The organism is Streptomyces camponoticapitis, from assembly GCF_014646115.1.
In the GTDB taxonomy this organism is placed as follows: Bacteria; Actinomycetota; Actinomycetes; order Streptomycetales; family Streptomycetaceae; genus Streptomyces; species Streptomyces camponoticapitis.
The window spans coordinates 16,771-43,455 of record NZ_BMMV01000006.1; the positions used below are offsets into that span (position 1 = coordinate 16,771).

General features: G+C 70.1%; 22 protein-coding genes. 10 read left to right on the forward strand and 12 right to left on the reverse strand.

Annotated elements, in window-relative coordinates; all coding sequences use genetic code 11:
• The first annotated feature begins 137 nt into the window (after positions 1-137).
• From IEY79_RS10865 to IEY79_RS10875, 3 genes are all read left to right on the forward strand, one after another.
• Positions 138-779: a histidine phosphatase family protein gene (locus IEY79_RS10865; RefSeq protein ID WP_189107192.1), complete on the forward strand. Its 642-nt coding sequence runs from the start codon at positions 138-140 to the stop codon at positions 777-779.
• 222 nt (positions 780-1,001) lie between these two features.
• Entirely contained in the window at positions 1,002-1,592 is a 591-nt protein-coding gene (locus IEY79_RS10870) for a hypothetical protein (protein WP_189107479.1), read from the forward strand.
• 112 nt (positions 1,593-1,704) lie between these two features.
• Entirely contained in the window at positions 1,705-2,511 is an 807-nt protein-coding gene (locus IEY79_RS10875; RefSeq protein WP_189107193.1) for a fibronectin type III domain-containing protein, read from the forward strand.
• Here IEY79_RS10875 and IEY79_RS10880 read toward each other — a convergent pair.
• Positions 2,495-3,598 carry a fatty acid desaturase family protein gene (locus tag IEY79_RS10880; RefSeq protein ID WP_229700829.1) on the reverse strand — a complete coding sequence of 368 codons (1,104 nt, stop codon included), beginning with the start codon at positions 3,596-3,598 and terminating at the stop codon, positions 2,495-2,497. The genes IEY79_RS10875 and IEY79_RS10880 overlap by 17 nt on opposite strands.
• A 478-nt stretch (positions 3,599-4,076) precedes the next feature.
• Between IEY79_RS10880 and IEY79_RS10885 the strand changes: the two genes are divergently transcribed.
• The 4 genes from IEY79_RS10885 to paaI all read left to right on the forward strand — a co-directional run bounded on the left by IEY79_RS10885 (position 4,077) and on the right by paaI (position 8,505).
• On the forward strand, positions 4,077-4,811 hold the full coding sequence (locus IEY79_RS10885) for a TetR/AcrR family transcriptional regulator (protein WP_189107195.1): 735 nt from the start codon (positions 4,077-4,079) through the stop codon (positions 4,809-4,811).
• Between the two features lie 49 nt (positions 4,812-4,860).
• On the forward strand, positions 4,861-6,423 hold the full coding sequence (locus IEY79_RS10890) for an MDR family MFS transporter (protein WP_373292524.1): 1,563 nt from the start codon (positions 4,861-4,863) through the stop codon (positions 6,421-6,423).
• Positions 6,424-6,624: 201 nt separating this feature from the next.
• A complete protein-coding gene (locus IEY79_RS10895) occupies positions 6,625-8,001 on the forward strand; it encodes a cytochrome P450 (protein WP_189107197.1) in 1,377 nt (458 codons plus the stop codon).
• A 72-nt stretch (positions 8,002-8,073) separates the two neighbouring features.
• Positions 8,074-8,505 carry a hydroxyphenylacetyl-CoA thioesterase PaaI gene (paaI, locus tag IEY79_RS10900; protein WP_189107198.1) on the forward strand — a complete coding sequence of 144 codons (432 nt, stop codon included), beginning with the start codon at positions 8,074-8,076 and terminating at the stop codon, positions 8,503-8,505.
• Between the two features lie 83 nt (positions 8,506-8,588).
• Here paaI and IEY79_RS10905 read toward each other — a convergent pair whose 3' ends face one another.
• The 4 genes from IEY79_RS10905 to IEY79_RS10920 form a co-directional block, all read right to left on the reverse strand.
• Positions 8,589-12,110 (reverse strand): phosphodiester glycosidase family protein, encoded by a 3,522-nt coding sequence (locus IEY79_RS10905; RefSeq protein WP_229700799.1) that lies wholly within the window; start codon positions 12,108-12,110, stop codon positions 8,589-8,591.
• 252 nt (positions 12,111-12,362) lie between these two features.
• Positions 12,363-14,033, reverse strand: a complete 1,671-nt coding sequence (locus tag IEY79_RS10910; protein ID WP_308426664.1) for a SpoIIE family protein phosphatase — start codon at positions 14,031-14,033, stop codon at positions 12,363-12,365.
• 205 nt (positions 14,034-14,238) lie between these two features.
• Positions 14,239-14,955: a TetR/AcrR family transcriptional regulator gene (locus IEY79_RS10915; RefSeq protein WP_189107199.1), complete on the reverse strand. Its 717-nt coding sequence runs from the start codon at positions 14,953-14,955 to the stop codon at positions 14,239-14,241.
• Entirely contained in the window at positions 14,952-16,502 is a 1,551-nt protein-coding gene (locus tag IEY79_RS10920) for an MFS transporter (RefSeq protein ID WP_189107200.1), read from the reverse strand. Before IEY79_RS10920 ends, IEY79_RS10915 begins: the two co-directional genes overlap by 4 nt.
• A gap of 220 nt (positions 16,503-16,722) precedes the next feature.
• Between IEY79_RS10920 and IEY79_RS10925 the strand changes: the two genes are divergently transcribed.
• Entirely contained in the window at positions 16,723-16,998 is a 276-nt protein-coding gene (locus tag IEY79_RS10925; RefSeq protein ID WP_189107201.1) for a chaplin, read from the forward strand.
• 155 nt (positions 16,999-17,153) lie between these two features.
• On the opposite strand, the gene IEY79_RS10930 is transcribed toward IEY79_RS10925, so the two are convergent.
• From IEY79_RS10930 to IEY79_RS10950, 5 genes are all read right to left on the reverse strand, one after another.
• Complete coding sequence (locus IEY79_RS10930) at positions 17,154-18,020, reverse strand: tyrosinase family protein (protein ID WP_189107202.1); 867 nt, start codon at positions 18,018-18,020, stop codon at positions 17,154-17,156.
• 21 nt (positions 18,021-18,041) lie between these two features.
• Entirely contained in the window at positions 18,042-18,623 is a 582-nt protein-coding gene (locus IEY79_RS10935) for a tyrosinase family oxidase copper chaperone (RefSeq protein WP_189107203.1), read from the reverse strand.
• A gap of 161 nt (positions 18,624-18,784) precedes the next feature.
• Positions 18,785-19,636 (reverse strand): glycoside hydrolase family 19 protein, encoded by an 852-nt coding sequence (locus IEY79_RS10940; RefSeq protein ID WP_373292525.1) that lies wholly within the window; start codon positions 19,634-19,636, stop codon positions 18,785-18,787.
• A gap of 327 nt (positions 19,637-19,963) precedes the next feature.
• Complete coding sequence (locus IEY79_RS10945) at positions 19,964-20,419, reverse strand: GNAT family N-acetyltransferase (RefSeq protein ID WP_373292518.1); 456 nt, start codon at positions 20,417-20,419, stop codon at positions 19,964-19,966.
• Between the two features lie 28 nt (positions 20,420-20,447).
• Positions 20,448-21,242 carry an SDR family NAD(P)-dependent oxidoreductase gene (locus IEY79_RS10950; protein WP_189107206.1) on the reverse strand — a complete coding sequence of 265 codons (795 nt, stop codon included), beginning with the start codon at positions 21,240-21,242 and terminating at the stop codon, positions 20,448-20,450.
• Positions 21,243-21,440: 198 nt separating this feature from the next.
• On the opposite strand from IEY79_RS10950, the gene IEY79_RS10955 reads away from it, so the two are divergent.
• Positions 21,441-22,427 (forward strand): fibronectin type III domain-containing protein, encoded by a 987-nt coding sequence (locus IEY79_RS10955; RefSeq protein ID WP_189107207.1) that lies wholly within the window; start codon positions 21,441-21,443, stop codon positions 22,425-22,427.
• A 54-nt stretch (positions 22,428-22,481) separates the two neighbouring features.
• On the opposite strand, the gene IEY79_RS10960 is transcribed toward IEY79_RS10955, so the two are convergent.
• The gene (locus IEY79_RS10960; RefSeq protein ID WP_189107208.1) at positions 22,482-23,540 is read right to left on the reverse strand and encodes a DUF6397 family protein; all 1,059 of its coding nucleotides are present in this window, start codon (positions 23,538-23,540) and stop codon (positions 22,482-22,484) included.
• 133 nt (positions 23,541-23,673) lie between these two features.
• On the reverse strand, positions 23,674-24,093 hold the full coding sequence (locus IEY79_RS10965) for a roadblock/LC7 domain-containing protein (RefSeq protein ID WP_189107209.1): 420 nt from the start codon (positions 24,091-24,093) through the stop codon (positions 23,674-23,676).
• 574 nt (positions 24,094-24,667) lie between these two features.
• On the opposite strand from IEY79_RS10965, the gene IEY79_RS10970 reads away from it, so the two are divergent.
• Positions 24,668-26,641, forward strand: coding sequence for an ABC transporter ATP-binding protein (locus IEY79_RS10970; RefSeq protein ID WP_229700802.1), 1,974 nt, complete (start codon positions 24,668-24,670; stop codon positions 26,639-26,641).
• Positions 26,642-26,685 lie beyond the last annotated feature (44 nt).

Sequence of the window (26,685 nt, forward strand, 5' to 3'; positions counted from 1 at the left end):
CGGTCATTCCGGTACCGGGGCGCGCCCCCGGACGCACGGAGCGCCGCGTGATGGGATCGTGGAGCGCGGACCGGCCGGAGAGGCCGCCCGCCGGCCCCGCGTCTCAGAGCCTCGGCACGAACGAACGGATAGCACCCATGGGCGAGTTGCTCCTCATCAGACACGGCGAGACCGAGTGGTCGCTGTCCGGACAGCACACCAGCCACACGGATCTCCCGCTGACTGCCCACGGTGAGAGCCAGGCCCGCGCCCTGGTCCCCGTACTGGCCGACCGCCCGATCGGCGTGACATTGGTCAGCCCGCTTGCGCGCGCCCGCCGTACCGCCGAACTCGCCGGGCTGCGGTCCACCCGCATCTGCCCCGACCTGCACGAATGGAGCTACGGCGGCTACGAGGGTGTGACCACCGAGGAGATCCGCCGGACCCGCCCGGGCTGGAATCTCTGGACGGACGGAACCGTGGAGGGCCCCGGCGGACAAGCGGGCGAGAGCCCCTCCGACGTCAGCGACCGGGCGGACAGGGTGCTGGCCGAAGTCCGGGCAGCGGCCGAACGCGCGGAGGACGAGGACGTCGCCCTGGTGGGCCACTCGCACTTCCTGCGGGTGCTCACCGCGCGCTATCTGGGCCTCACCGCGGCCCAGGGCACGCTGTTCCGGCTGGAGACCGGGACGGTGTCCCGGCTCGGTACCGAACACGGCAATCCGGTCATCACGGCATGGAATCTGGTTCTTCCCGAGAGCCTGATGCGGACTGTCCAGGATCCGCCCCACAGCGCCTGACGGCGGGCCGCACTCACCATATTCGTTCACATACATAGCCCCGTCGATCGCATATGACCGGCGGGGCGTTGTCATATGCGCCATTAATCCCCCATGTACTTTCATGAATGTGAACCTTATGAAGTTCCGCTGAATCTCTTGTTGCTTGACGTGGACACTTCTACTCTGATGCGACTCCAGCGCCACGCCCCCACCGAAACGGAGAAGTGAGACGTGCCAGGAATGAAGCGCACCGTCACTGTTCTCTCGGCCGCCGCAGCGATGTTGCTGACGGCCCCGAACGCGTACGCGGAAGTCGAACCCGGAGGGTGGACCTCGACCTCGCCCTCCTTCAGCGTCCAGGAGAGGGGCTGCGGCCAGGTCGACAACCTGACCTTCACGCTCACCTGCTCCACCGGCAGCGGCGACCAGCGCGCCGAGCGCAGGTACGCCACCTACACCGGAGGCACCCGGCAGTTCGAGGGGTACTTCCGGATCGCGAGCATGGGCGGTACCCGCATCAGCCTCAAGCAGACGTTCAACGAATCGGCCTCCGGGCCGTTCTTCATGCTGGCCGGCGAGCGCGGCGGACGCCTGTACGCGGTCCACGGCGGCACCACCCTGTCCAACGCGGGCACGGTCGGCGCCACAGTCCGGGTGAACACCGTCCACCAGGTCGGCAGCCAGCACCGTACGTACATCAACGGCTCGCTGAAGCACAGCTACGCCAGCCCTGGCGGCAGCTTCTACGACAAGTTCGGCGCCTACCGCACGGACAGCGGCAGCGGGCCGGCCACCGTGGTGTGGAGCGGCGTCAAGTTCTGGCGCAAGTAAGGCAGTTGAGGCACCTCCCGGTCCGGTGACCGCCGGCTCCTCACGCGGTCACCGGACACCCCTCGACGACCCCCGCGCACTCAGCCCGGCCCACCCCGGAAGGACGGACGCCGTGCCTCTTCGACTCCGCGCCACGACCGCCGCCGCCCTCACCGCACTCACCGTCCTGACTCTGGCGGGCTGCTCCTCCGCGCCGGACGAGAAGGAGAAGCCGCGGCAGCCGGCGACCACCGCGCGACTGGCGGCCACGCTCGACTCCCCCATCGACATCACTCTGCGCTGGAAGAACGACGAGCCCGCCGTAGCGGGGCGGACGGTGGAGTTCGCCACGGAGAAGGCCGGGCCGTACACGGTGCTGGAGTTCATGCCGCCGGGCCGTACGACGTACCGCCATCCGGATCTGATGCCGGAGACGCCCTTCTACTACCGGCTGCGCCCCTACTTCGGCCCGGCGTCCGCACCGGTGGAGGTGTCGCTGCCCCCGGGTGAGCCCTCCGAGGAGGAACTGAACGACAACCAGGGGTGGATGACTCCCCGTACCGTCGAAGGACCGAAGGTGAGGACGGCGCCGCTGACGGCCCGGGGCGCTCGCTCCGCCGAGGCGAACGCGGCCGCCGCGCCAACGGACTTCAAGGCGACCGTCATGCACGCGACCGGCATCGAGTTCACCTGGACGGACCGCGCCGCCGACGAGGACGGCCATCTGCTGGAAGTGGGGCAGGCCGGCAGCAAGGGCTACCGGCCTGTCCCACTGCTGGATCCGGACATCAACGCGTTCGGGCTGATCACCCTGCCCGAGGAGAAGCGGGCGTCGTACCGCGTACGCGCCTTCGTCTACGGCGAGCAGTCCAACGTCGTTCATCTCCGGACGGGTTCGGACCCGACGGCCCGGACGTCGACGCCTACGCGTCGACCTTGACGGGTTCCTTCGCGTCCGACTCCTGGCCGGCCTCGGTGGTCGACGCCGCCCTGATCGGGGCGCCGGCGTCGTGCAGGCTGCGCAGGGCCTGGCTGTACGAGGTGATCAGACTGGTCTCCAGATAGCTGACGCCCAGTTCCTCACAGTGCTGCCGGACGATCGGCTGCGCCTGGCGCAGCTGCGGGGACGGCATGTTCGGGAACAGGTGGTGCTCGATCTGGTAGTTGAGCCCGCCGAGCGCGACGTCGGTGAACCAGCCGCCGCGCACATTGCGGGAGGTGAGCACCTGGCGCCGCAGGAAGTCCGGGCGGTCGTCGCCGGAGAGGGTGGGCATTCCCTTGTGGTTCGGCGCGAAGATCGAGCCCAGGTAGAGACCGAACAGGCACTGGTGGACAGCGAGGAAGGCGATCGCCTTGCCCGGCGGCAGCACCACGAACAGCGCGCCGAGGTAGACCGCGAAGTGCGTGAAGAGCAGGATGCCCTCCGAAGTCCGCTGCTTCAGCGAGCGGTTGGCGAGCGCGCGCACACCGGCGACATGCAGGTTGAAGCCCTCAAGAGTGAGGAGCGGGAAGAACAGGAAGGCCTGCGAACGGCCGATGAGGCGGGGAAGCCCCTTGGCCTTCCTGGCCTGTCCCTGTGTCCAGACGAGGATGTCGGGGACCACGTCCGGGTCCAACTCCTCGTGGTTGGGGTTGGCGTGGTGCCTGGAGTGCTTGTCCTGCCACCAGCCGTAGCCCATGCCGATGGCCAGGTTCCCGGCGATCTTGCCGGCGCGCACGCTGGCCTTGCGCAGCCGGAAGACCTGACGGTGACCCACATCGTGGGCGACGAGGGCGACTTGGCCGAAGACGACGGCGAGGAAGGCGGCGACGGCGAGCGTCCACCAGCTGTCACCGACGAGCGCGAAGGCGACCCAGCCACCGGCGAACAGGGCGGTGACGATGCCCATGCGCACGGTGTAGTACCAGGGGCGGCGTCGCATCAGACCGGCCGCCGTGATCTTCTTGGAGAGGCGGGCGAAATCGCTGCCGGTCTCCCTGCACGCCTGATCCGCGGCCTCACCCGCGAAATCGGCGCCTGGTTCCAGTACCGCGGAATCCTCCACGGTATTGACGGTGTTGACTGACATGCCACGCCTTTCGAATGTGTCACGACCGTGTGCCGGTGTATGACGGCTCGGCAGGCAGGGTGGCTGGTGAGGAACACAAGCCCAGGGGGACGTCGCTGCCGGTCGTGGACGGGTGGGCAACTGCGGCACACCGCCCGATGGCTGTGTGCGGGGTCGGAAGTGGACCACTCCGGCGACGCGACAACTGGGTATGGCCGCTGCGAATGCCGCTGACATCCTCACCGAGGACCAGTGCTGCGCCCACACTCATGGGGCAGCGGGTAGTCAGGGGCTGGGGCCTCCTGCGGGTAAGTGTAGCCTGCGCGCGAATTGCGCTCCTTACACCGCACGAACAAGTGACCGCAAACACTTTCCGAACTGCGCGGATACGGCCGCGCCGAATCACACGCGCGAGTCGGCGGTTAATAATTTTGCAGACCCTGCACATTTGCATACCATGCAAAGTGTGACGACCAAGGGTGCCCCGGCAGGTCTCCGGGAGCGCAAGAAGCAGGCCACGCGCGCGGCGCTGGCCGAGGCAGCCGTACGCCTTGCCGCCGAGCACGGGGCGGAGAACGTCACCGTCGAGACCATCAGCAACGCCGCGGGCGTCTCCCCCCGGACGTTCTTCAACTACTTCGACAGCCACGACGACGCGTTCGTCATGGCCGACCCCGACGTCGGGGAACGGATCCGGTGCGCGATCCGCGACGCCCCCGCCGAGCTGCCTCCCCTCGAAGCGGTACGCGAGGCCATGGCCGGCGAACTGGCCGACGTCGAGCGCCAGCACGAGGTGTGGAGCCTGCGCGCCAAGGTCCTGCAGAAGTCCCCGCATCTGCTCGCCCGGGGCCTCGGCCTGCACATGGCCGAGGAGCGCGACCTCGCCCGGACGATCGCCGACCGGCTCGGCCCTCGCACCGGTACGGACGCCGCCGAGGCCGGTACCGAGGCGGACGCGAACGCCGGAGCCAAGCCCTGTGACGACGCCGACATCGAGCTGTACCCCCGGCTGCTCGCCGCCGTCGCCGGCACGGCCGTACGCGTCGCCATCGAGCACTGGTACGCCCACTCCCCGCCGATGACGTTCCCCGACATCTTCCGCGACGTCTTCACGCACCTGTCCGCCGGGCTGCCCCAGCCGCCCGCACAGACCGACGGCCGTCCGTCCGACGGCCGTTCCACGGAATCGTAAGAAGGACACCTTGACCGCAATCGAGGCGCCCGACCAGGCGCCCACCTCCATGACCAACCGGCAGATCCTCCAGGCCATGTCGGGGCTGATGGCCGGCATGTTCGTCGCCATCCTGGCGGGCACCGTGGTGGCCAACGCGCTGCCGCGCATCATCGCCGACCTGGGCGCCAGCCAGTCCGCGTACACCTGGGTCGTCACGTCCGAGCTGCTCGCGATGACCGCGACGGTGCCTCTGTGGGGCAAGCTCTCCGACCTCTACAACAAGAAGCTGCTGCTCCAGCTCTCGCTCGGCATGTTCGTCATCGGCTCCCTGCTGGCCGGCTTCTCGCAGGGCGTCGAACTGCTCATCTTCAGCCGGGTGATGCAGGGCATCGGCGCCGGTGGTCTGACCGCGCTCGCTCAGGTCGTGATGGCGGCCGTGATCCCGCCGCGCCGGCTGGGCAAGTACGCCGGCATGTTCGGCGCGGTGTTCGCCGTCGGCACCGTCGCCGGACCGCTGGTCGGTGGCGTCATGGTCGACACCTCGTGGCTCGGCTGGCGCTGGTGCTTCTTCATCGGCGTGCCGTTCGCGCTTCTGGCGATCGCGCTGCTCCAGCGCACGCTGCACCTGCCCACCGTCCGCAGGGACGTGAAGATCGACTACCTGGGCGCGTTCCTGATCGTCGCCGGTGTCTCGGCGATCCTCATCTGGACCTCCCTGGCGGGCAACCAGTTCGACTGGGCGTCCTGGCAGACGGCCGCGCTGACCGGTGGCGGTGTGCTGCTGCTCGTCGCCGCGGTCTATGTGGAGGCGCGGGTGCCGGAACCGGTCATCCCGCTCACCATCTTCCGCAACCGCACCGTCACGCTGACCACGGTCGCGAGCCTGCTCGTCGGTGTCGCGATGTTCGGCGGAACCGTCTTCCTGTCGCAGTACTTCCAGATCGCCCTCGGCAAGTCGCCCACCGTGGCGGGGCTGATGGGTCTGCCGATGATCCTGGGTCTGCTCGTGTCGTCCACCGTCGCGGGTCAGATCATCAGCGCCACCGGCAAGTGGAAGGTGTATCTGATCGCGGGCGGCATCACCATGACCGCCGGCCTGGCCCTGCTGTCGACCATCGACGCCAACACCGGCTTCGGGCTGCTCAGCCTCTACATGACCGTCCTCGGCATCGGCGTCGGTCTGCTGATGCAGAATCTGGTCCTCGCGGCCCAGAACGACGTCCCCGCCTCCGAGTTGGGCGCCGCCACCTCCGTCCTGTCGTTCTTCCGCAGCATGGGCGGCACGATCGGCACCAGCGTCCTGGGCGCGATTCTCGCCAACCGGGTGGCCTCGGAACTGGCCAAGAGCCTGGGCACGGAGGGAACGGCGTCCGGCGGATCGAGCGAGGCCGTGCCGGACGTGACGAAGCTTCCCGAACCGATGCGGGAGATCGTGGAGCACGCGTACGGTCTGGCGACGGCGGACCTGTTCCTGGTGGCCGCCCCGTTCGCCGCGCTCGCGCTGGTGGTCGTGGTGTTCATCAAGGAGAAGCCGCTGAAGACGACCAGCGGTATGGAACGGCTCGCGGAGGAGGCGCGGCAGGCGGTGGCGGACGGCGACAAGCCGTCGTCGCCGACGCCCGTGAGCTGAGCCCGGCGGGACTGTCCGAGGGCAGTCGTTCCGCTCGCCGCCGTGCGGTGGTGAGCGGAACGGCTGCCCTCGCCCGCGTTCCGGCCCGTGGCCGGGGGTTCACGGGCCGAATGTCGTCTGGCGCCCGCCGTGCGTGGCGGCTTGGCTGTCTGTCGACCGTACGGACATCAGTACGCCTTCCCCCAGCGCCAAGGACTTCAGATGAGTACCGGTACGTCTTCCCCGACCGGCCACGACACGCCGGCACCGGGTCTGCCCGCCACTCCCGTGCCCGGCCCCGGACAGCTGCCGCTGATCGGCAATCTGCCGGCCTTCTCGCGCGACCCGCTCGGCTTCTTCGCCAGGCTGCGCGGCCACGGGGACGTCGTCTCCTGGCGGCTCGGTCCGCAGCGCGCGCTGTTCCTGTCGCAGCCCGAGCACATCGGGGAACTGCTCGCCGGGGTCGAGACGAACTACCGCCACCCCGAACTCGGCTGGGCGTTCAAGCTGGTGCTCGGCGAGGGTGTCGTCACCTCCGAGGGCGCCGCGTGGCGGCGTAAGCGCGCGCTCGTCCAGCCGGTGGTCCGGCCCCGCCAGGTGCGGGCCTACGCGGAGACCATGGTCGACTGCGCGTCCTCGCTGGCCGACACCTGGGAACCGGGCGCCCACATCGACGTACGGCGGGACATGCTGGGCCTGACGCAGCGCATCGCCGTACGGACCCTCTTCGGCACGGACACCGCGGGCCGCGAAGGCGTCATCGGGCCGGCCATGGACATCGCGCAGGCGGCCATCGGCGACGAGTTCCGGGGGCTGACGCTCTTTCTGCCGCCGTGGGTACCGACGCCGGGACGCCGGCGGCTCAAGAAGGCCGTCGCGGTCATCGACAGCGAGGTGAACCGGGTGACCGAGGAGCGGCACCGGGGCGGCGCGGATCGCGACGACCTCCTGAGCAGGCTCCTCGCCGCCCGCGACGAACAGGGCGACCGGCTGACCGACAAGGAGATCAGGGACGAGGCCGTCACGCTGTACATCGGGGGCCATGAGACGACGGGTACGACGCTGACGTGGGCCTGGTATCTGCTCTCGCGCAGTCCGGAGGCGCGGCGGCGTCTCGCCGAGGAGCTGGCCGCCGTGCTGGACGGCCGCACTCCCGGCTTCGACGACTTCAAGGAGCTGCGCTGGACGGAACAGATCATCAGGGAGACGCTGCGGCTCTACCCTCCCGTGTGGTTGATGACGGGCATCGCGAAGGAGGGTTCGACGCTGGGCGGGCGGCCGGTCCCGGAGGGGACGGTGCTGTGGGCGAGTCAGTGGAGCGCGCAGCGCGACGAGCGGTGGTTCGCCGAGCCGGACGCGTTCCGGCCCGAGCGGTGGGACGAGGGGGCGACGCCGGTGCCGGACCACGCCTGGTTCCCCTTCGGGGGCGGCGCCAGGGCCTGTCTCGGGGCGCGCTTCGCGACGGTCGAGGCCGTGCTGGTGCTGGCCACGCTCGCGCAGCGGTTCCGTCTGGACCTGGACCCGGGTGAGATCCCGCCCAGGACGGGCCTCACGCTTCAGCCGGGGCGCCCGGTGCGCGCGACGCTGCGGAGCGCCTGACTGTTCGCCGGGTCCGCCCCCCCCCGGGACGGGCCCGGCGGGGCGATCCGGGCCGGCACTACGATCGGGCGCATGGACATCGCAGGTGAGCGCCCCGGTCGTGACGCGGCCCCCGCCGCCGGAGCAGGCCGGGAGTACTTCGCCGCCGATCCGACCGCGCGGAGTCTGGGCATCGCCCTCGTGGACACCGGTCCCGGCTGGGCCACACTGCGGATGAGCGTGCGCGCCGACATGGTGAACGGACACGGCACGGCGCACGGCGGTTATCTCTTCCTCCTCGCCGACAGCGCCTTCGCGTGCGCCTGCAACAGCCATGGCCCGGTGACCGTCGCGGCGGGCGCCGACATCGACTTCGTACGTCCGGCCCACGAGGGTGACGTCCTGACCGCGACCGCGCGGGAGCGGACCCGGCTCGGGCGCGGAGGTGTCTACGACGTCACGGTCACGCGCGGGGACGACGTGCTGGCCGAGTTCCGGGGGCGCAGCCGCGCGCTCCGCACCTGACGGGAGTCGCCTGCTCAGAAGCGGTCCCGGGCACATGGAAGGGCCCGCACCCGACGCCGGATGCGGGCCCCGCCTCGTGGGTCCTATGCGGCGGGCCTCTCCGCCCCGGTCCCGCCGAGCGCCGCGTCGCGGGCCGCCGCGCTGCCTGCCGCGATCCGGATCTCGGCGCGTTCCATGACGCCGTTGACCGTCACCGCGAGCGTGGCCGAGCCACGGCGCAGCGCCGTGAGCGTCCCGGTGGCCGGGTCGAACGCCGCCACGTCACGGCGGCCGGCCTTGTGCGGGTCACCGATGTGGACGTTCGGCGAGCCCGACCAGTCCGCGCTCATCGGGAAGCCGACCGGCACCTTCCTGGTCCCCTGGGTGACGGTCGCCACGACCGCCGCCTCGTCTCCGGGCGCCAGCGCGTCCGGCGCGTCGAGCGTCAGCGCGTCGGTGTGCGCACGTGTCTGTACGGAGACCCAGTCGGGCCCGCCCTCCCACGGCTCGCGCCGCGCCTCGGACTGCTCGCTCCTGGAGACCTTGTCGACGCCGACGAGCGACCAGCCGGTGAAGCCGCCCTCGTCGGCCGGGGCCGCCGGGTTCTTCCCGGAGTTGCCGTTGATCAGATACGGGACGCCGTCGACACGCGAGGCGTGGAAGACCCCGACGTGGCTGCCGATGAGGCCGGCGCCCTTGCCGGTCGTACGGCGGAAGTCGGCCAGCCAGTTCTCCAGCAGCGCGGCCTCCTTGCGGTCGCCGAGCTGGCTGCCCTTCTGCACGGTCGGGTCGCGCGGCGGCACATGCTCGATGACCATCACGGAGCTGACCCGCGAGTCGTCGGCCGCCGCGTCCAACTGGGCGCGCAGGGCCTTGATCTGGGCGTAGCCGCCGCCGCGCAGGGAGAGGCTGGAGGTGTCGAGGGTGACGAAGCGCGTGCCGCCGTGGTCGAACACCCGTTGTGCGGGGCCGAATTCACCGACGAAGTTGTCGATCTTCCCGCCCATCACCTCGTGGTTGCCCGGCACGTAGTACCAGGGCAGTTCGTCACCCAGCTCCTCGGTGAGCACGCGCCGCGCGAAGGCGAGGTCCGCGGGTGAACCCTCGTCGACCAGGTCACCGTTGACGACCAGGAAGTCGGGCTTCGCCGCCTTGATCTCGCGCAGTGTGCGCCGCGCCTGCTGGACGATCGCGCTGTCCGGCTCGCGCGCCACGAACTGCGCGTCGGACATCACGGCGAACTGCCAGTCCCGGCCCTCGGTCTCGGCGGCCGGATCGATCAACGGGTCGGCGGCGGGCCGCTGTTCGGGCACGTCGACGGTGGGCGGCACCTGGGCCGTCAGCCCGTCGATGACGATCTCGCCGGTGTACTGCTTGTCGGCCGCGGTCTCCGCGAGATAGAAGCGGAACACGGACAGCGGCATCGCGGCCCCCTGCGGCACCGCGAAGGTGACCTGCCGCCAGCCGGTCCAGGTGACGTACGGTCCGCGGAGCAGCTGGTCGGACCCGGCCGCGTCCTTGAGGTGCAGCGTCGGCCAGGCGCCCTTGCCGTCGCCCTTGATCCACAGCTTGAACGACTGCGGCTGGCCGGGCACGGGAATCTGCTGGGGCGGGCTCGCGTACGCGGCGCGGGTCGCCGTCGAGAGTCCGAAGTCGTACGTCAGCGTCAGACCGGTACCGGTCTGGCCCTCCGGGGTCGCGGCGACCGAACCGGCGGCGCGGGCGTGGCTGAACTTCCAGTCCGCGGCGTCGTCGAAGGGCGAGACCCGCTGCTCCTCAAGTCCGACGCTGACCGCGAGTGCGGTGGTGACGCCGTCGACCTTCGCCGTGATGAGTCCGGCGCCGCCGCCGGTCCTGGAGCTGACGGTGAAGGAGCCCTTTCCGTCGTCGGCGATGGCGAAGAGGGCGCGGTCGTAGGTGAGTTCCACGTCGCGCGGCTCCACGGGCGCGGAGGCACCGTGCGCGTCGAGGCCGACGATGCCGAAGGTGCCGGTCGCCTCGCCGTCGGCGAGGCCGACGCGCGTGGTGGTCGGCTGGATCCGGGCGAGGTCGTCAAGGACCGTCAGCTCGATGGATCCGTCGGCGCGTCCGCGTTCCGCGTGGACCTCGGTGGTGCCGCTGTGGCGGGCGGTGAACACCCCGTCGTCGTCGACCCGGCCGACCGAGGACCGTTCGGTCCGCCAGCGGGGGTCGCCCTCGGCGGGGCCGTACGTCTCGTCGTGACCGGCCGCGATGAGAGCGCGGGTCAGTCCGGGGAAGACACGTTCCGGGTGGCCGCCCTTGACGGGGTCGTCGCCGGGTGCGGCTCCGGCGGGCGTACGTGTCTCGACCCAGAAACCGTCGAGGCGTCCGCTGCCGTCGGGCGCGGTGAGGGCGAGGCCGTTGGGCACGGTGCGCTCGCTGCCGTCCGACGGGGCGTTCTCCACCTGGAGGGCGTCACTGCCGGGTTCGCGGGCGACGAGCGTCGAGGAGCCTCCGCCGTCGAGGTTGAGCGCGTTGTACGCGCCCGACTCCTTCATCATCACGGCGAGCTCGGTGAGGGTCACACCACCGCTGTCGGCCTGGCGGCCGTCGACGGTGATCACGCGCATCTCGCTGCCGTCCTTGGAGAATCCGACGGCCGTGCGGGGCGCGGCGGTGTTGTTGCCCTGGCCCTCGTGGTTCTGCGCCACTCCGTCGACGACGAGGAGTTCACGTCCGCCGACGGCGGTACGCGGCAGGGGCCCGCCGTTGGTGCGCGGGCTGTACTCGACGGTCACCGGGTCGCCGGGGCGCAGCGCGTTGAGCTGTACGGCTCCGGCCTCCCGCCCGACCAGGACGGTGGTGCCGGGCTCGATCGGGCCGGTGCCGGGCCTGTCGGTGACGGTGACGACCTTGCCGTCACGTACGGCGACCTCGGCGACCGGTGTCGCCGTGTCCACGGTGAGCGCGCGGTTGGCCTGGCCCCAGGCGGTGTTGTACGCGCCGATGCCGCCGGCGGGTACGTTCGCGGCGTTGTACGCGGCGAGGGGGTGCGGTCCGGCCGGCAGCGTCAGGGTGCCGTCGAAGTACAGCTCCAGTACGCGCCCCGCGTTCTCGGGGCCGATGCCGACGGCCCGGTTGGCACCGGCGGCGGGCGACTGGGTGAGCGCGCCGTCCTTGATGCCGGGGCCCTGCGGTGCGCCGGTCTCGTTGATGTCGAAGAAGTCGGCGTTGATGGCCGCGACGGTACGGCGGCCCTTGCCGGGGTCGTGACCTGCGGCGAGCTCGGAGACGCTGCGGCGGTCGGCGACCTTGCCCGAGGAGAGGTAGTCGGCCCGGACGCCGCCGTCGTCGAGGTCGAACGAGAGCGTGTCGACGCGCAGCCACTTGTCGGATTCGAGACGGTCGTACGAGGTGAGGCTGACGCCCGGCGCCACGGGCCGGGAACTGCGCGCGGTCTCGATGCCGTCGCCGTCGACGACGGATCTGGGTGCGCCCGCCGGTCTGCTGGCCGGTGGTGGCGTGACGGGTCGCAGTACCTCGGCGGCGTTGCCGGGACGGGGGTCGGGGGTGGAGTCGGCGACGGACGGGGTGATGGCTCCCGTCGTCAGTGCGGTGATCGCCGCGAGCAGCACGACGGATCGGCGGGCAGTGCCTGGACCCACAAGTTCTCCTGTTGTACGGGCGGTTGGCGCCGGTGGTAAGCGCTGTCAGCCGCCCAGCATCGCCGTGTGTGCCCTGGTTCGCCAGGGGTTCGCGGACACGTCGGGGCGAACTTGGGGCACCGGGGACGTGACGTGGGACTGCCCGCGGGGGTCCGGGGACCTATCTGCTCGAAGAACTGATGATGCGCCAGAAGGGCTTGAGTGATGCCCGGATACGCCGCCGTGGCCTCACGTGTCGTCGGCGGCCGGGACCTACGGGGCGCCCGTCGTGGCCGGTCCGTCGTACGCCGCGCGTCGCGGGACCCAGCGCATCAGCAGCAGGGCCATGTCGTCGCCGCCGCCGCGCTCCCCCACCATGTCGCCCAGACCGTCGGCCAGTTCCTGGATGTCGTCCGGACCGTCCTGTACGGCCCGCGCCAGCCGGTCGAGGCCCGCGTCGAGCGAGGCTCCCGGCCGCTCCACCAGACCGTCGGTGTAGATGAGAAGGGTCTCGCCGGGAACGAGGTTCGCCCGGGTCATCGGGTAGTCGACGGCGCCGCGTCCGCCCGCACCGTCCGCGATGCCCAGGGGCAGGCCGCCCTCGGTGGTGAGAGTGACGCAGGTGCCGTCGCCGCAGCGCACCATCGGTTCGAGGTGTCCCGCCCGGACGATCTGGAGCGCCCCTGTCGACAGGTCGACTTCCGCATACGTACAGGTGGCGAAGCGCTCGGTGTCCAGCTCATGGAGGAAGGTGGAGGCGCGCGCCATCGCCGTGGCGGGTGAGTGCTCCTCGGAGACATACGCCCACAGCACCATCCTCAGCTGTCCCATCACGGCGGCGGCGTCCGTGTCGTGGCCCTGGACGTCACCGATCATCAGCCCCACCCGGTCGCCGGGCAGCGGGACCACGTCGTACCAGTCGCCGCCTACGTCACGTCCGGCCTTGGCCGCCCGGTAGCGGACCGCGATCTCCGCGCCGGGGACGTCGGGGATACGGTGCGGCAGCATCGCCTGCTGCAGGCTCTCGGCGAGATCGTGCTCCTGCTCGAAGAGCATCGCGCGCTGGAGGCTCTGGGCGATGCTGCTGCTGAGCGTGATCAGGAGGTTGCGCTCCTCACCGGTGAAGCCGCCGTGCCGGGGGTAGAGCATGCCGAGCACGCCGATGGGTCTGCCCTGGGCGATCAGGGGGAGATACGCGCCCGAGGCGACCGGGAGATGTTCGATGTGCTCCCAGAGCGGAGGGAAGCAGCGCCGGAATTCCTCTCGCGAGGTGATGTAACGGGGTCGCAGCGTACGCACCACCTCGCTCATCGGGAACTGCCCGTCGATCCGCGTGTACCGCAGCTCCGGGACGTACAGCCCGATGCTCCCCTCGCCGACGAGATGGACCCGCCCCTTCTCGACGATCCCGAGCATCACGCTCACCGCGCCGAGATTGCTGAGCGCCTCGGTGTCCCTGAGCGCGTCGGTGACATCGTTCACGGTCGTCGCGCGGGCCAGCAGGGCGGTGACCCGGCGGACCATACCGGTGAGCCGGCGACGGGTCTCGACCAGCTCGATGCGCTTGGCGGCGTCCTCCAGCTCCCGGGTCGCGTCGCGCACTACGCCGATGACCCGGTAGGCGACGCCTTCCGCGTCGCGCAGGAGGTGGCCCTGGGTGTGGAGCCAGCGCGGCGACCCGTCACGGCAGTGGATCTGGAAGTACGCCCCGTAGACGTCCTTGCCGCCCTTGACCGACGGCCGGATCAGCGTGTCCAGCCGCTCCAGCTCCTCCGGCGGCACCCGGTTGGCGACGGCCATGTCGCCCTGGTACTCGTCGGGGCGCAGGTCGAACACCTCGAGCGCGCCCGGGTCCAGATGCATCGCCCTGGTGTGCAGATCGATGTCGAAGCTGCCCATGCGGTTGTACGCGAGTGTGAGACCCGGGTCGGCAGGCCACGCCAGTCCGGACGAGTCCGTGGGCTCGTGAAGAGGAGGGCCGGGCGGCTGTTCGGCACTCACGGGCCCCTCTTCCCAGTCGTGGGCACGGCGGGTCGGTCGCGGTCGGAGGCTTCTGCTGTCAATTGTGTGCGCATCACCCGTATGGACCGCAAGTGGGTAATACGGGTCGGTACGTACCGTACGAGGCGCCGCGAGGTTCCGCGACCGCTCAGCGGGCGTCCCCACCGGGCTCGTCGGCCTGCCGGACGGCCTCCGAGGGGCCGGGATGTCCGGTGATCAGCAGCTGGAGTGCGGGGGCGTACAGATCCGCCAGTTGTTCGGCGGTGGCGAGCTCGCCGGCGCCGGGGCGGTGGAGGCTGAGGGTCGCGCCGAGCCCGAGGAGCTGGCCGGTGATCAGCTCCGCCCTCAGCTCACGCCGGGGCCCGTCGATGAGACCGGCGAGCCGGGCGGTGACCTGCTCGCGGAAGCGCTCCCGCAGCAGGGTCCGCTCGTCCATGTTGCCGAGGGAGAAGACGACGCGGAGCAGGGGGTCGGAGAGGTTCTCGCGACGCAGTCGGACGATGGTGAGTACGAGGTGCCTGCCGAGCTCCGCGGGCGCGGCGGCGAAGAGTCTGTCGGCGGCGGGGCCGAAGTCGGCGACGGTGTTGAAGAGCCGCTCCTTGGTACCGAAGCGTTTGACGATGAGCGAGGCGCTGACGCCCGCGTCGGCGGCGATGCCGCGCATGGTCACCTCGGCGTACGGGCGCTGGGTGAAGGCGCGGCGGGCGGCCCGCAGAATCGCGAAACGACCGGTGCCGGGGTCGGCGCCGGAGTCAGCGGCGAGGTCGGGGGCCGGGGCCGCGCCCGTGTCCGGGCCTGAGCTCGCGCCGGGGTCCTTGCCCGGGTCCGTCGCCTCGTCGGGCGAGGCGGCATGTCCGGTCGTCATGCGCCCTCCTCGGCGAACCCTCGGCTTGCTGCGTGCTCCTTCCCGACCGTACCCGCCTTCGCCGCCGGGGCGCGGCCCGGCAGGCAGAGGGTGACGGCCAGGGCGAGTACGGCCGCGCCCGCGGCGACGAGGAAGACCAGCAGATAGGCGTGGAGGGTCGGTGCCGTGCGTCCGGCGGTCCGGAAGGTGATGTTGGCGAGCACGGCGGCGACCACCGCGCTGCAGAAGGCCTGTCCGACGGACCGCATCAGGGTGTTGAGGCCGTTGGCCGCGCCTGTCTCCCCCGCCGGGACCGCGCGCATGACGAGGGCGGGCAGGGCGGAGTAGGCGATGGCGGTGCCCGCCGCCACGACCGTGGCGCCGCCGATGATCGGCCACAGGCTGTGGCTGGTGAAGAAGCGCACGACGTACCCGACGGCCATCACCGCGGCGGCGAGAGCCAGAGCAGTCTTGGGGCCGTACTTCGCGGAGATCCGGGCCGAGACCGGCGACAGCGCCACCATCGCGAGACCGCCGGGCAGCAGACAGAGCCCGCCGACCACTATCGAGGCGCCGAGGCCGTAGCCAGTACTCGTGGGTTCCTGCACCAGCTGCGCGGTGACGAGGGAGTTCGCGTAGAAGGCGAACCCGATGAGCAGGGCGGCGATGTTCGTCAGCAGCACGGCGGGGCGCGCGGACACCCGCAGGTCGACCATGGGGGACGTGGTGCGCAGCTCGTACACGCCCCAGAGCAGCCCGACGGCGAGCGCGGTCACGAGCAGGCCGACGGTGGGCAGGGAGGTCCAGCCCCAGTCCGCGCCCTGGGTGACGGCGAGCAGCAGACTGACGAGGGTCACGGAGAGTCCGAGCGCGCCGATGGCGTCGAACCGGCCCCGGGTACGGAGCGGCGACTCCGGAACGCAGCTCAGGACGAGCACGATGTCGACCAGTCCCAGGACGGCGGACGCCCAGAACATGGTGTGCCAGTCGAAGTTCTGGACCACGAGGGCGGCGACCGGCAGTCCGACGGCCGCGCCGATGCCGAGGGTCGAGCTCATGAGGGCGACGGAGGACAGCAGCCTCGCGGGCGGAAGCTCGTCGCGCATGATACTGATGCCGAGCGGTACGACGGCGAGCGCGGCGCCCTGGAGGGCCCGGCCTGCGATCAGTACACCGATCTGGGAGCTGAGAGCACACAGGACCGACCCGGCGACGAGCACACCGAGCGACGCGATGAGGACTTTGCGCTTGCCGTACATGTCGCCGACGCGGCCGAGTACGGGTGTGAAGACCGCACCGGTCAGCAGCGTGATCGTGACGAGCCAGCTCGCCGCCGCCGGTGTGCTGCCCGTGAGGGAGGGGACGTGCGGGAGCAGGGGGACGACGAGGGTCTGCATCACGGCGACCACGACGCCGCAGAAGGCCAGGACGGCCACGAGGAAGCGGCGTCGCCGCCCCTCCACGGGCTCGGGCCGCGAATCCCTCTCCCGCCCTGGTTCCGGCACCGACCGCGCTGACGGGCCTGACTCCGAATCCGGTTCCGGCCCCGGTATGGGCGCTGCGGGCATCTGCTCTCCGTAGATCTGTGGCGATGACCTCCGTGACGACGTGTGGCGGAGGGGGTGCACAAGCGTTCACCCCGAGGGTAAACACTCGTACACCCCTTTGTCACATGCTCTTCTCCCACCAATTGGGTCAATTTCGTTACCGAGTGTGCGTTTGCGCGTTGAACGTGCGTGAAGGCCGCGCATCCTGCGGCTGGGCTCGAAACGTTCAAGGAGAAACTTGATGTCGCGTATCGCGAAGGCAGCTGCTGTTCTCGTCGGCACGGGCGCCGTGCTGGCCGGCGGTGCCGGTATGGCCGCTGCCGACGCCGGCGCCGAGGGCGCGGCCGTCGGTTCGCCCGGAGTCCTTTCCGGCAACCTGATCCAGGTGCCTGTGCACATCCCGGTCAACCTCTGCGGCAACACCGTTGACGCGATCGGTCTGCTCAACCCGGCGTTCGGCAACACGTGCGTCAACGCCGACGCCGAGAAGCAGCACGACGGCGGCTACGGCCGCTGAGCCTCCGGCACAGGGGCGTACGTCTTCGATGTACGCCCCTGGCTCGGGTTCTTGACTGAGGCATGAGGCAACGGCCTCCCGCATTTCGATGCGGGAGGCCGTTGTGCGTGGAGGCCGGGCTCCGGGAGACGCCGCGCGGCAACGCGGGGCGGGGCTCAGGCTTCGTACCGGTACAGAGCCCTGTGGCTGAGCACCTCCGACGGCTTCGTCCGCCACGGCGGCATGGGCTCGTCCAGGCTGATGGCCCGGCCCGACTGCGGATCGTCGTCGTCCAGCTTCCGCCGCGGCAGATAGGTCGCCTTCGGGTGCTTCTGCTGCCAGCGGTCCCAGAGAAGATCCACGAAGGAGTGATGGAGCCAGAAGACCGGGTCGTGGGGCGCGGTCGCCCCCAGCATCTGGCCACCCACCCACCGGTGGACACGGTTGTGGTTGCGCCACCGTGTCCTGTCGCTGCCCGCCGTCCAGCCTTCGAGACGGTTGCGGAAACCGCGGGTGACAGTGGAGTCCCAGGGCGCGGCGTCGTAGACCGGCTCGTTCATCGCCCAGGCCAGCTCGTTCTTGGTGGGCAGCGCGATCGGGGAGGTGGGGCGGCCGAAGGCGCGCACGAGGAACTTGCGCTCCAGCACCCCGTCGTTGATGGTCCAGTTGCCCGCCGCGTAGGCGAAGGCCCCGGTCGTCACCTGCCCGTCGGACGAACGGCCGTCGCCGCCCAGGAAGTCCTCGGACCAGAGGGACGCGGCCGGCGTGTTGTCGGTCGTCCAGTCCCAGTACGGCACCGTCACCTTGGGGTCGATGCGCTGGAGCGCCCGCTCGAACTCCAGCAGATACTTGCGGTGCCACGGCAGGAACGTCGGCGCCATATGTCCGGTCCGGGGCCCGCCGTCGCCGTCGGCCCGGTAGTACCGGACATGCTGGCGGACGAAGTCGTCGTAACCGCCCTGGCGTTTGAGCTCCAGGAGCGTGGTGACGAAGCGCTTCTTCTCCGCGCTGGTGAGATTCCGCTGATTCTTTCTGATGTGCACCGTCGAGGGTCCTCCCTGCGGTCAGTGGAAAGCCGGTCCGGCGAGCGCGAGTCGGCTGCCGCCGAGGTCGTCGACCGCCGCGCGGGCGGTCGCGAGGGCCGTCGGGAACGACTCGAAATGGTTGACCACGCTGACGTAACTGCCGTCGGCGCGACGCATCATGTGCAGGGGCCGGCCGTCGACAAGGACCCCGGCGTCCGTTCCCTGGATGCGCCGGCCGCCGTACATCTCGTCGAAGTGCTCCGCGGCCGGTGGGCCCGCCGCGTCAGCGCCCGGTGAGACCGGGGTGCGGGGGTCCGACCGGAGGATGGGCGCCAGAGCCGCTGCCGTACCGCCGATCACCCCGAGGGCGAACGCCGCGCGCAGGAAGAGACGCCGGGTGCGGCTGGGCGGTGACGCGGGCGGAGAGGAATTCACTCCGGCGAACGCGACGGCGTCCGTCTGGGCGTACGCCAGGACGTCCGTCTGACGTTCCGTCTGGGCGTACGTCTGGGTGTCGGGGGGTTCATGAGGCTGGTGCGACTGAGGTGGCACGAGGGCCTGGGTCTCCGCGGGCCGTGACCCCACGACGGGCCCCGGCTCCAGCTTGGTACCGCCTGCCATGGCGAACCTCCACTCGTCGGCCGTACCCCGCCGCGCGGATGCGGCGGGGTACGGACACTGATCCGGTCGGGGCAGAAGGATCTCTGCCCCGAACCAGTCAACGAGGAGGTCGCAGAAGGGTTCTCTGAGCTACATCCGATTGTCGTAGTGAAGCTCGGGACTCAGCAGCTGAGGTTGCCACCGGGCGTGGTGCCGAGGATCTGGACGAATGCCTGGTACTTGGCGATCCGGCTCTGGACCTGACCGGGGTTGCCGCCGTTGCATTCGAGACTTCCGTTGATGCTGCGAATGGTCTCGCCGAATCCACGGCTGTTGACCATCGCGTTGTGCGGGGTCATCGTGCCGGGACCGTTCTGGGTGTTCCAGTACCAGAGGCCGGTCTTCCAGGCCACGGCCGCGTCGTTCTGGACGAGCCAGGGGTTGCGCAGCAGGTCGATGCCGAGGGCGTCGCCCGCGGCCTTGTAGTTGAAGTTCCAGCTGAGCTGGATCGGACCGCGGCCGTAGTAGGCGGCCTGGCCGGCCGGACAGCCGTACGACTGCGAGGTGTCGCAGTAGTGCGGGTAGTTGGCCGTGTTCTGCTCGACGATGTGGACGAGACCGCCGGTCTCGTGGCTGACGTTGGCGAGGAAGGCCGCGGCCTCCTGGCGCTTGACGGTGTCGCTGCCGGTGTTCGCGAAGGCCGGGTAGGCGCTCAGCGCGGCCTTGAGACCGTTGTAGGTGTAGAAGGAATTCCGGCTCGGGAACATCTGGTTGAACTGAGCCTCGCTGACCACGAAGCCACCCGGGACGGGCGGGTCCGTGGGGCCACCACCACAGGCGCCGTTGTCGGCCCAGACGTCGACCGTGCCGGGTCTCTCGTTCTGGGTCCACCACTTCGCGGTGTAGTTACGGCCGTTGTACGACGCGGTGTCGCCGCCCCAGTAGACGGTGGACGCGTTCCAGCCGGTGGCGCACGCGGCGGCCGACGTGGCCGCCGCCGAGGTCGAGGCCGGCAGGAAGACCGCGAGGGCCATGGCCGAGACCAGTGCGGTGAACAGTGCAAGGATTCGCTGACGCAAACGACTCACTCCTTCGCGCGGCCGTCGGTGAACGACGGCCGCCATGGGGGTGAGGGAACCAAACCGGAATCCTCATTACCTGTCAAGGTCTAGACCAACTGGCCAAATCCGGCCTGTCCGCCCGCCGTCCGGGCCGCGGAGGTCGGCTTCGGTACGGGTGAGCAGGGCATGTCGGTGGCGCCCCTCGCGGACGCGACGGGGCCCGCGCGCGATAACCCACAACGGCCGAGGGCGGTAACGGGGCGGCCGCGCCTCGGATGTGACGCGATCTCGCCCTTGGTGTCAGGGCTGCCAGCTGTAACGGATGTCCGGCTCGTTCTCCTCGTTGCCCCGGCCGTCGGTCTTCTCGACGGCGACGAAGCCGTGGCGCTCGTAGAAGCGCCGCGCCGGGCCGTTGACCTGGAACGTCCACAGGGACAGTCCGTCCGGCCGACGGAGCTTCGCCAGATCGAGCAGCCGGGCTCCGATGCCGCAGCCCCGGTGGTCGGGATCGAGGTACAGCTGGTCGACGTCCCCACCCTCGATCACCATCATTCCGACGACCGTCTCCCCCGTGGTCGCCACCCAGGTCTCCTGGGTCGGCAGGACGATGTCCCTGATCCAGGCGTGCACCTGCTGCTCGCTGTGGGGGCGGGTGACGCTCGGGAGGGCGGCCGCGAAGGATCTCAGCCACAGTCCGGAGATGTCGGCCGCGTCGGCGGGTGTCGCGCGACGGACGACAAGTGTGTTGGTCTGCACAGCGAGCCATCCTGTCATCAATCCGAGATCAGGGAACGATCGAGTCGACGTATCCGCCGTCGACGCGCACCGCCGCCCCCGTCGTGGCCGACGCGAAAGGCGAGCTGAGGTAGACGACCATGTTCGCGATCTCCTCCGGTTCGATCAGCCGCTGGATCAGCGACTGCGGCCGGTACTTCACCATGAATTCGTGCTGGGCCTCCTCCCAGGGGAGGGACTTGTCGAAGATCTCGTAGACGAAGTCCTCCACGCCACCGGTGTGGGTGGGCCCCGCGATCACGGAGTTCACGGTGACGCCACTGCCCGCCGCCGCCTTGGCGAAGCCCCGCGAGACTCCGAGCAACGCGGTCTTGGAAACGCCGTAGTGGATCATCTCGGCGGGAGTGACGATCGCCGAGTCACTCGCGATGTACTGGACCCGCCCCCAGCCGCGCTCGGTCATCCCGGGGAGGCAGCCCCGCGTGAGCCGGACGGCGGAGAGAACGTTGACCTCGAAGTAGCGCCGCCACTCCTCGTCGCTGATCTCCAGCGCGGGCCGGACGCCGTAGACACCCAGATTGTTGATGAGGATGTCCACCTCGGGCACGGCTTCGAGGACCTGCTCCGCGCCGCTCTCGGTGGAGACGTCGCCGGGTGCGGCCAGGAACTCGGCGTCGGGGGACGCGGCACGATGACTGTCGAGGGCGGCGGCCACGGACTCCTCGGAGCGCCCGTTCACCGCGACACGGGCTCCGGAACGGGCGAGCCCGGTGGCGATGGCCGCCCCGATCCCCTGGGTGGAGGCCGTGACCAGAGCGGTCTTGCCTGAGAGATCGATGAACACGTTCGGTTCCTTTCAGCTGTCCGATGGGCCAAGGTCATTGTGCGCGGGGGCGGGTGTGCGGCGCGATCAGCACCGCCCCGGCGGTCTCCGGCTTCCGTCGAATTCGAATTCCGACAGGTGACGCCTCTTGAAGTGAACGCGACACTGTGTCATATATGTCTAGACCATTGCCCCTTGCTTTCGACGGAGGAGACGATCGTGCGACGGACCCCCACCCAGGTCGCGCTCGTTACCGCTACCGCCCTAGCTCTCGTCGCCTGCGGTGGCGGTGGTGACGACAAGGACTCCGAGGCCCCATCGGCCCCGACCGGCTTCAGCGTTCAGGCCGGCAGCGCGCTGTCCGCACACGTCATGTGGGAAGCAGCCAAGGACAATGTCGCGGTCAGCGGCTATGTGGTGTACCGCGGTAAGGACAAGATCAAGGACGTTCCCGCCGAGAAGCTGATGATCGACATCACCGGCCTGAAGCCGTCCACCGCCTACTCGTTCTCCGTGCGGGCCAAGGACGCCGCCGGGAACCTCTCCCCGCACAGCCAGAGGAAACCCGTCACCACGCCCGCGGTGACCCCCGAGGACAAGAAGGCGCCGGCGCGGCCGGTGAAATTGCGGGGCAAGCACCGAGGTTCGAAGGGCGCCGAACTCACCTGGAGCGCACCGGACAAGGACCAGGGCATCACCTCGTACGACATCCTCCAGGGCGGATCGAAGATCCACAGCGTCGGCGGCGACGCGACCAGGGCCGAGGTCGGCGGGCTGCGTCCCGGCACCGACTACTCGTTCACCCTCCAGGCCCGCGACGCGGCCGACAACACCTCCCCGGCCAGCGAGCCGCTGAAGATCAGCACCCCTAAGGGCCCGGGCGACGACCCCGACACGGCACCGATCAGCTTCAAGGTCGCACGGCACAAGAACGTCAAGGAGGGTGCGTACTACCTCGATCTGTCGTGGCTGCCGCCGAAGGTCGACGGTGAGGTGCCCTCGTACGAGATCCATCTCAACGGGAACCTGACCACCACACTGGTCTGGGGCAACAAGCCGCCCGAGGGCAGGACCACCGAGAGTGTCTTCGCGGGCAAGAAGCCCGGCGTCTCGTACAAGGTGAAGATCCGCGCGAAGCTGCCCGACGGCGAGTGGGGCAGCTTCTCCCCCGAACTCACCATGGTCACCGGCGAAGCCAAGCCCTGACCGGGCAGGCCAGGGCGGGCAGGAAGCGGGAAGGGCGGGGGCCTGGTCGCCTTGCTAGGGCCTGTCCGCGCCCCCGCCGGCCGGCACGACGACGGACGCCGGGCCGGCCTCCCTCTCCCGACTCCGCCTGATCCTCAGCCGGGTCAGCAGCGGCCGTCCCCGTCCGCCACCGTGCGGAACCGGCTCAACTGTCCGCACCCGTAGGGAGGTCCGGGCCGGTTCGGGCGCCGATGCCGGTTCGGACGTTCGGGCCGATTCAGGTGCCGGCACCTGTTCGGGTACATGCGCCTCCACGGGAGTGGTGCCGCTCGGGCGTGGCGCGTGCCGGTCCCGGCGGGCGTCGGCCAGCAGCGCGGTCAGGCTGGACCGGTGCCAGCTGATCTCGTCCGGATCGTCGGCGCTCAGCAGCCGCCGTACGGTCTCGCGCCCCGCCTCCGTTCCCGGCCGCCCCGGCGCGAGGTCCGGTCGGAGCCGGTTCAGACACGCGCGCTCGTAGGGATCCGGCACCAGCTCGGCGAGTTGGATCGGATCGAGCACGGAACCGACGATCGCGGCACGCTCCCACCGGTCGTCGCTCTCGTGCAGCAGCAGACCGATACGGCGCCCACGCCAGTTGCGCGGACGACAGTCCTCCACCGCCCTCGCCGCTTTCCCGGCCGCCGCGTCTCCCTCGGTGCCGGCGTCGGGCGTACCGGTCGTCGTCCTCGGCAACCGGCCGGTCAGCAGGCCCGGTTCACCGCTCGCGAAAGCCCGTAGCTCCTCGGCCAGATAGAGCCAGACCACCGCTCGATAGCGATTGAGGTAAAAGCGCACCGGCACCAGATACCCCGCACGCGCGAGCCGGGTGAAGCGGCCGGGGCTGATGTCCATCAGCTCCGCCCCCTCGGCCGTGCCCACGGTCCGCACCCGCTCGCGAAGCACCTCGGGGAAGCCGGCCGCCCGCCGAAGCCGCTCGACCTCTCCGCGCGCCACCCTCCGGCGGCCGCTCACGGCCCCACCGACCGTGCGGACATGCCCCAACTGCGTTGCCAGCTCGAACTCGCCCCGCCTCAGGCGCAGTTCCTGGGCCGCCCGTCCGGCGGCCAGTGTCTCCGAGATTTCCATGACGGACATCGACGGTCTCCCCCGTGAGTGATTGACTACTCTCGGTGACAACTGTATCTCCGGGTCAAGAATCCCGCTCGCCCTGTGGATAACTCATCCAGACTCCCGGACGGGCCCTCGCATCGCACCCCCGGCCGGGGCTTCAGGCGTCCGTGACCGTCGAGTGCGTGGGCGCCGACTGCCGGACCGCGATACCGAGATGCTCGCCGACGCGGTTCACCATCAGAGTCATCTCATAGGCGATCTGACCGACATCCGCGTCCGCGTCGCTCAGCACACACAGACAACTGCCGTCCCCGGCGGCCGTCACGAACAGCAGCGCCTCATCGAACTCGATCATGGTCTGCCGCGCCTTGCCCGCGTTGAAATGCCGGCCGGATCCTCGCGCGAGGCTGTGCAGACCGGACGAGACCGCCGCCAGATGCTCGGCGTCCTCACGCGCCAGGCCGGAACTCGCGCCCGTCACCAGCCCGTCGTTGGACAGCACAAGCGCGTGCCGTATCGGCTCGACCCGACCGGTCAGATCCTCCAGAAGCCAGTCAAGTCCGTCTTCCAACGCCATTGATGTCCACTCTCCCCGTTCAGACAGGTACCGCGCCCTGTGCCCCGTATCTCCCCGTCGGTCGCCCAGCCTCGCGCACCGGATGCTCACGGGCAAGCGGTCCAGCGGGGTGGGAGCGTCACACGGAACCGGCCGTTCCCGTCATTCGGAACGATCACCAACCGTGCCGCCATATGCCTTCGCAACTCCTTGCCCCACCTCCGACGACAGATCGCTTCCCCTCCACAGCGTCCGGCGCCGAGTCGCTCCTTGTGTCAATTCACCACCGCAACGCACTCCCTCGATCGGGTCACCTGTGAGACGTGACTGAAACGAACACAGGATTACGGCCACTTTCCCGGACGTCGTCCTGTCACCGCCGTCAACTCGGACTCCTCCGGCGAGAATTCGCACCGCTCCCCCCGTTACGACCGCTTGATCAGCAGCGTTCATCCAACGCCCGGCACATCGACGTCGCTCCTGGAGGACCCATGAAGCTTGCCTCCCTGCCTTCCGCCGTTCACCTCACGTTCGAGAGACCCTGTGTCCGCGCCCGGCCCTCGATGTGTCGCGTTGACGCCGGGGGTGGCGCGGCGTGAGATTGCTGAAGCGTCCCAAGCCCGCCGAGAGCGTGGTGTCGGACAGCGAACGCGAACTGTTCGGCGGACCGCTCCGCTACGACAGGGGCTGGTCCGACCACGAGTGGGCCCCGCTCGAACTCAGCCTGCTGTCGGCCGTGCGCGCGATGCCGCGAATGGTCGCGGGCACCCTGCGGCTCGCCTGGCGAACCGACCGGCCGGCGCTGGTGACCGTCGGCATCGCCGAAGCCGGTCAGGGGCTGACGGCCGCGCTCGGGCTGCTGGTCGTCAACTCCGTGCTCGGCTCACTCCTGGCCGACGGGAGCGCCGCCGACCGTGTCTCCGACGCGATACCCGCCCTGATCACCGGCGCCCTGGTCGCGGTGGCGGGCGCGCTCCTCGCGTCGTGGTCGACCTCGGCGGCGGGCCGGCTGGAGCCGAAGGTCGAACGAGCCGCGAACGAGCAGTACTTACGCGCCGCCGCACGGGTGGAGCTGGAGGCGATCGAGGACGGCGAGTTCCGTCGTCTCATCGACACGGCGCAATTCGGCCCGCCTTCGTCGCGGGAGATGATCGGTGCCTGCGTCGCCACCATGAACGGGATCATCTCGCTGCTCGCTGTCGGCGGTGTGCTGACCGTGCTGCACCCGCTGCTGCTGCCGATGCTCCTGCTGATCGCGGCACCGCGCGGCTGGGGCGCGATGCGCGTCTCCCAGCGGCGGTACGTGTCGGTGATGTCCTGGGTCGAGCATCTGCGCGCCAGCCGACTCATCGCCTCACTGCTCACCTCCCGCTCCGCGGCGCACGAGATCCGGGTGCACGCCGTTGGCCCCTTCCTCCTGCGCCACTACCGCAACATGGCCGACAGCGCGGAGACCGAGGCGACGCGGCTGGCGAAGGACAAGGCCGTCACCGAACTGCTCGCCGCCGCCCTGTCGGGAGTGGCCGCGCTCCTCACGTACGGGACGATGGCGGGGCTCATCATGTCGGGACGGATGGACCTGGCCGTCGCGGGCACCGCGGTGGTCGCGGTCCGCACGGGCTCGGCGAGCCTGGGCGCTCTCGTGATGACGACGAACTCGCTGCACGAGGAGTCTCTGTACGTACGCGACATGGAGAGGTTCCTCGCCGAGGCCGCCAACCGGTCGATCCCGTCCGGCGGGCTCCCGATCCCCGATCCGACGAAGGCGATCACCCTGGAGGGCGTCTCCTTCAAGTATCCGGACCGGGAGACGCCCGCGCTCACGGAGCTGTCCCTGGCGATCCCGATGGGCTCGGTGGTCGCCCTGGTCGGCGAGAACGGCTCCGGCAAGAGCACGCTCGTGAAGCTGCTCGCCGGGCTTCACCTCCCCGACAGCGGGCGGCTGGCATGGGACGGCGTCGACATCGCCGAGGCGGACCGCGAGCAGATCTTCGACCGGGTGTCACTGCTCACCCAGGACTTCGAGCGGTGGCCGGTGACGGCGGCGGCGAACATCGAGATCGGCCGACCGGACGCCGTCGAGGGCGATCTGGAGGCGGCGGCGCGGTACTCGGGTGCGAACCTGATCGCCGAGACTCTGCCGAACGGCTTCCAGACCCTGCTGGCCCGCGTCTTCCGGGGGGCTTCCGAATTGTCCGGCGGGCAGTGGCAGAAGTTCGGCCTGGCCCGCGCGCACTACCGGGACGCCCAGGTGATCGTGGTGGACGAGCCCACATCGGCCCTCGACCCGGAAGCGGAGATCGCGGCCTTCGACCGGATCCGGAGGCTGGCGAACGAACGGCGTGCCGTCGTCCTGGTCACGCACCGGATGTCCGGTGTGCGGTACGCGGATCTCATCTACGTACTGCACGAGGGCCGACTGGTCGAACAGGGCGATCACGGGAGCCTGTTGGCGTCGAACGGCAGATACGCCTCGATGTTCCGGATGCAGGCGGAGCAGTACGGCCACGAATCGGGCACCGGGACCGGGATCCCGCGGCAGGGCGGATCGAGTGTGACACCGCCCTGACCCGCGGGGGCGTCCTCAGGCGCCGGACACCCGTCCGGCGCTTC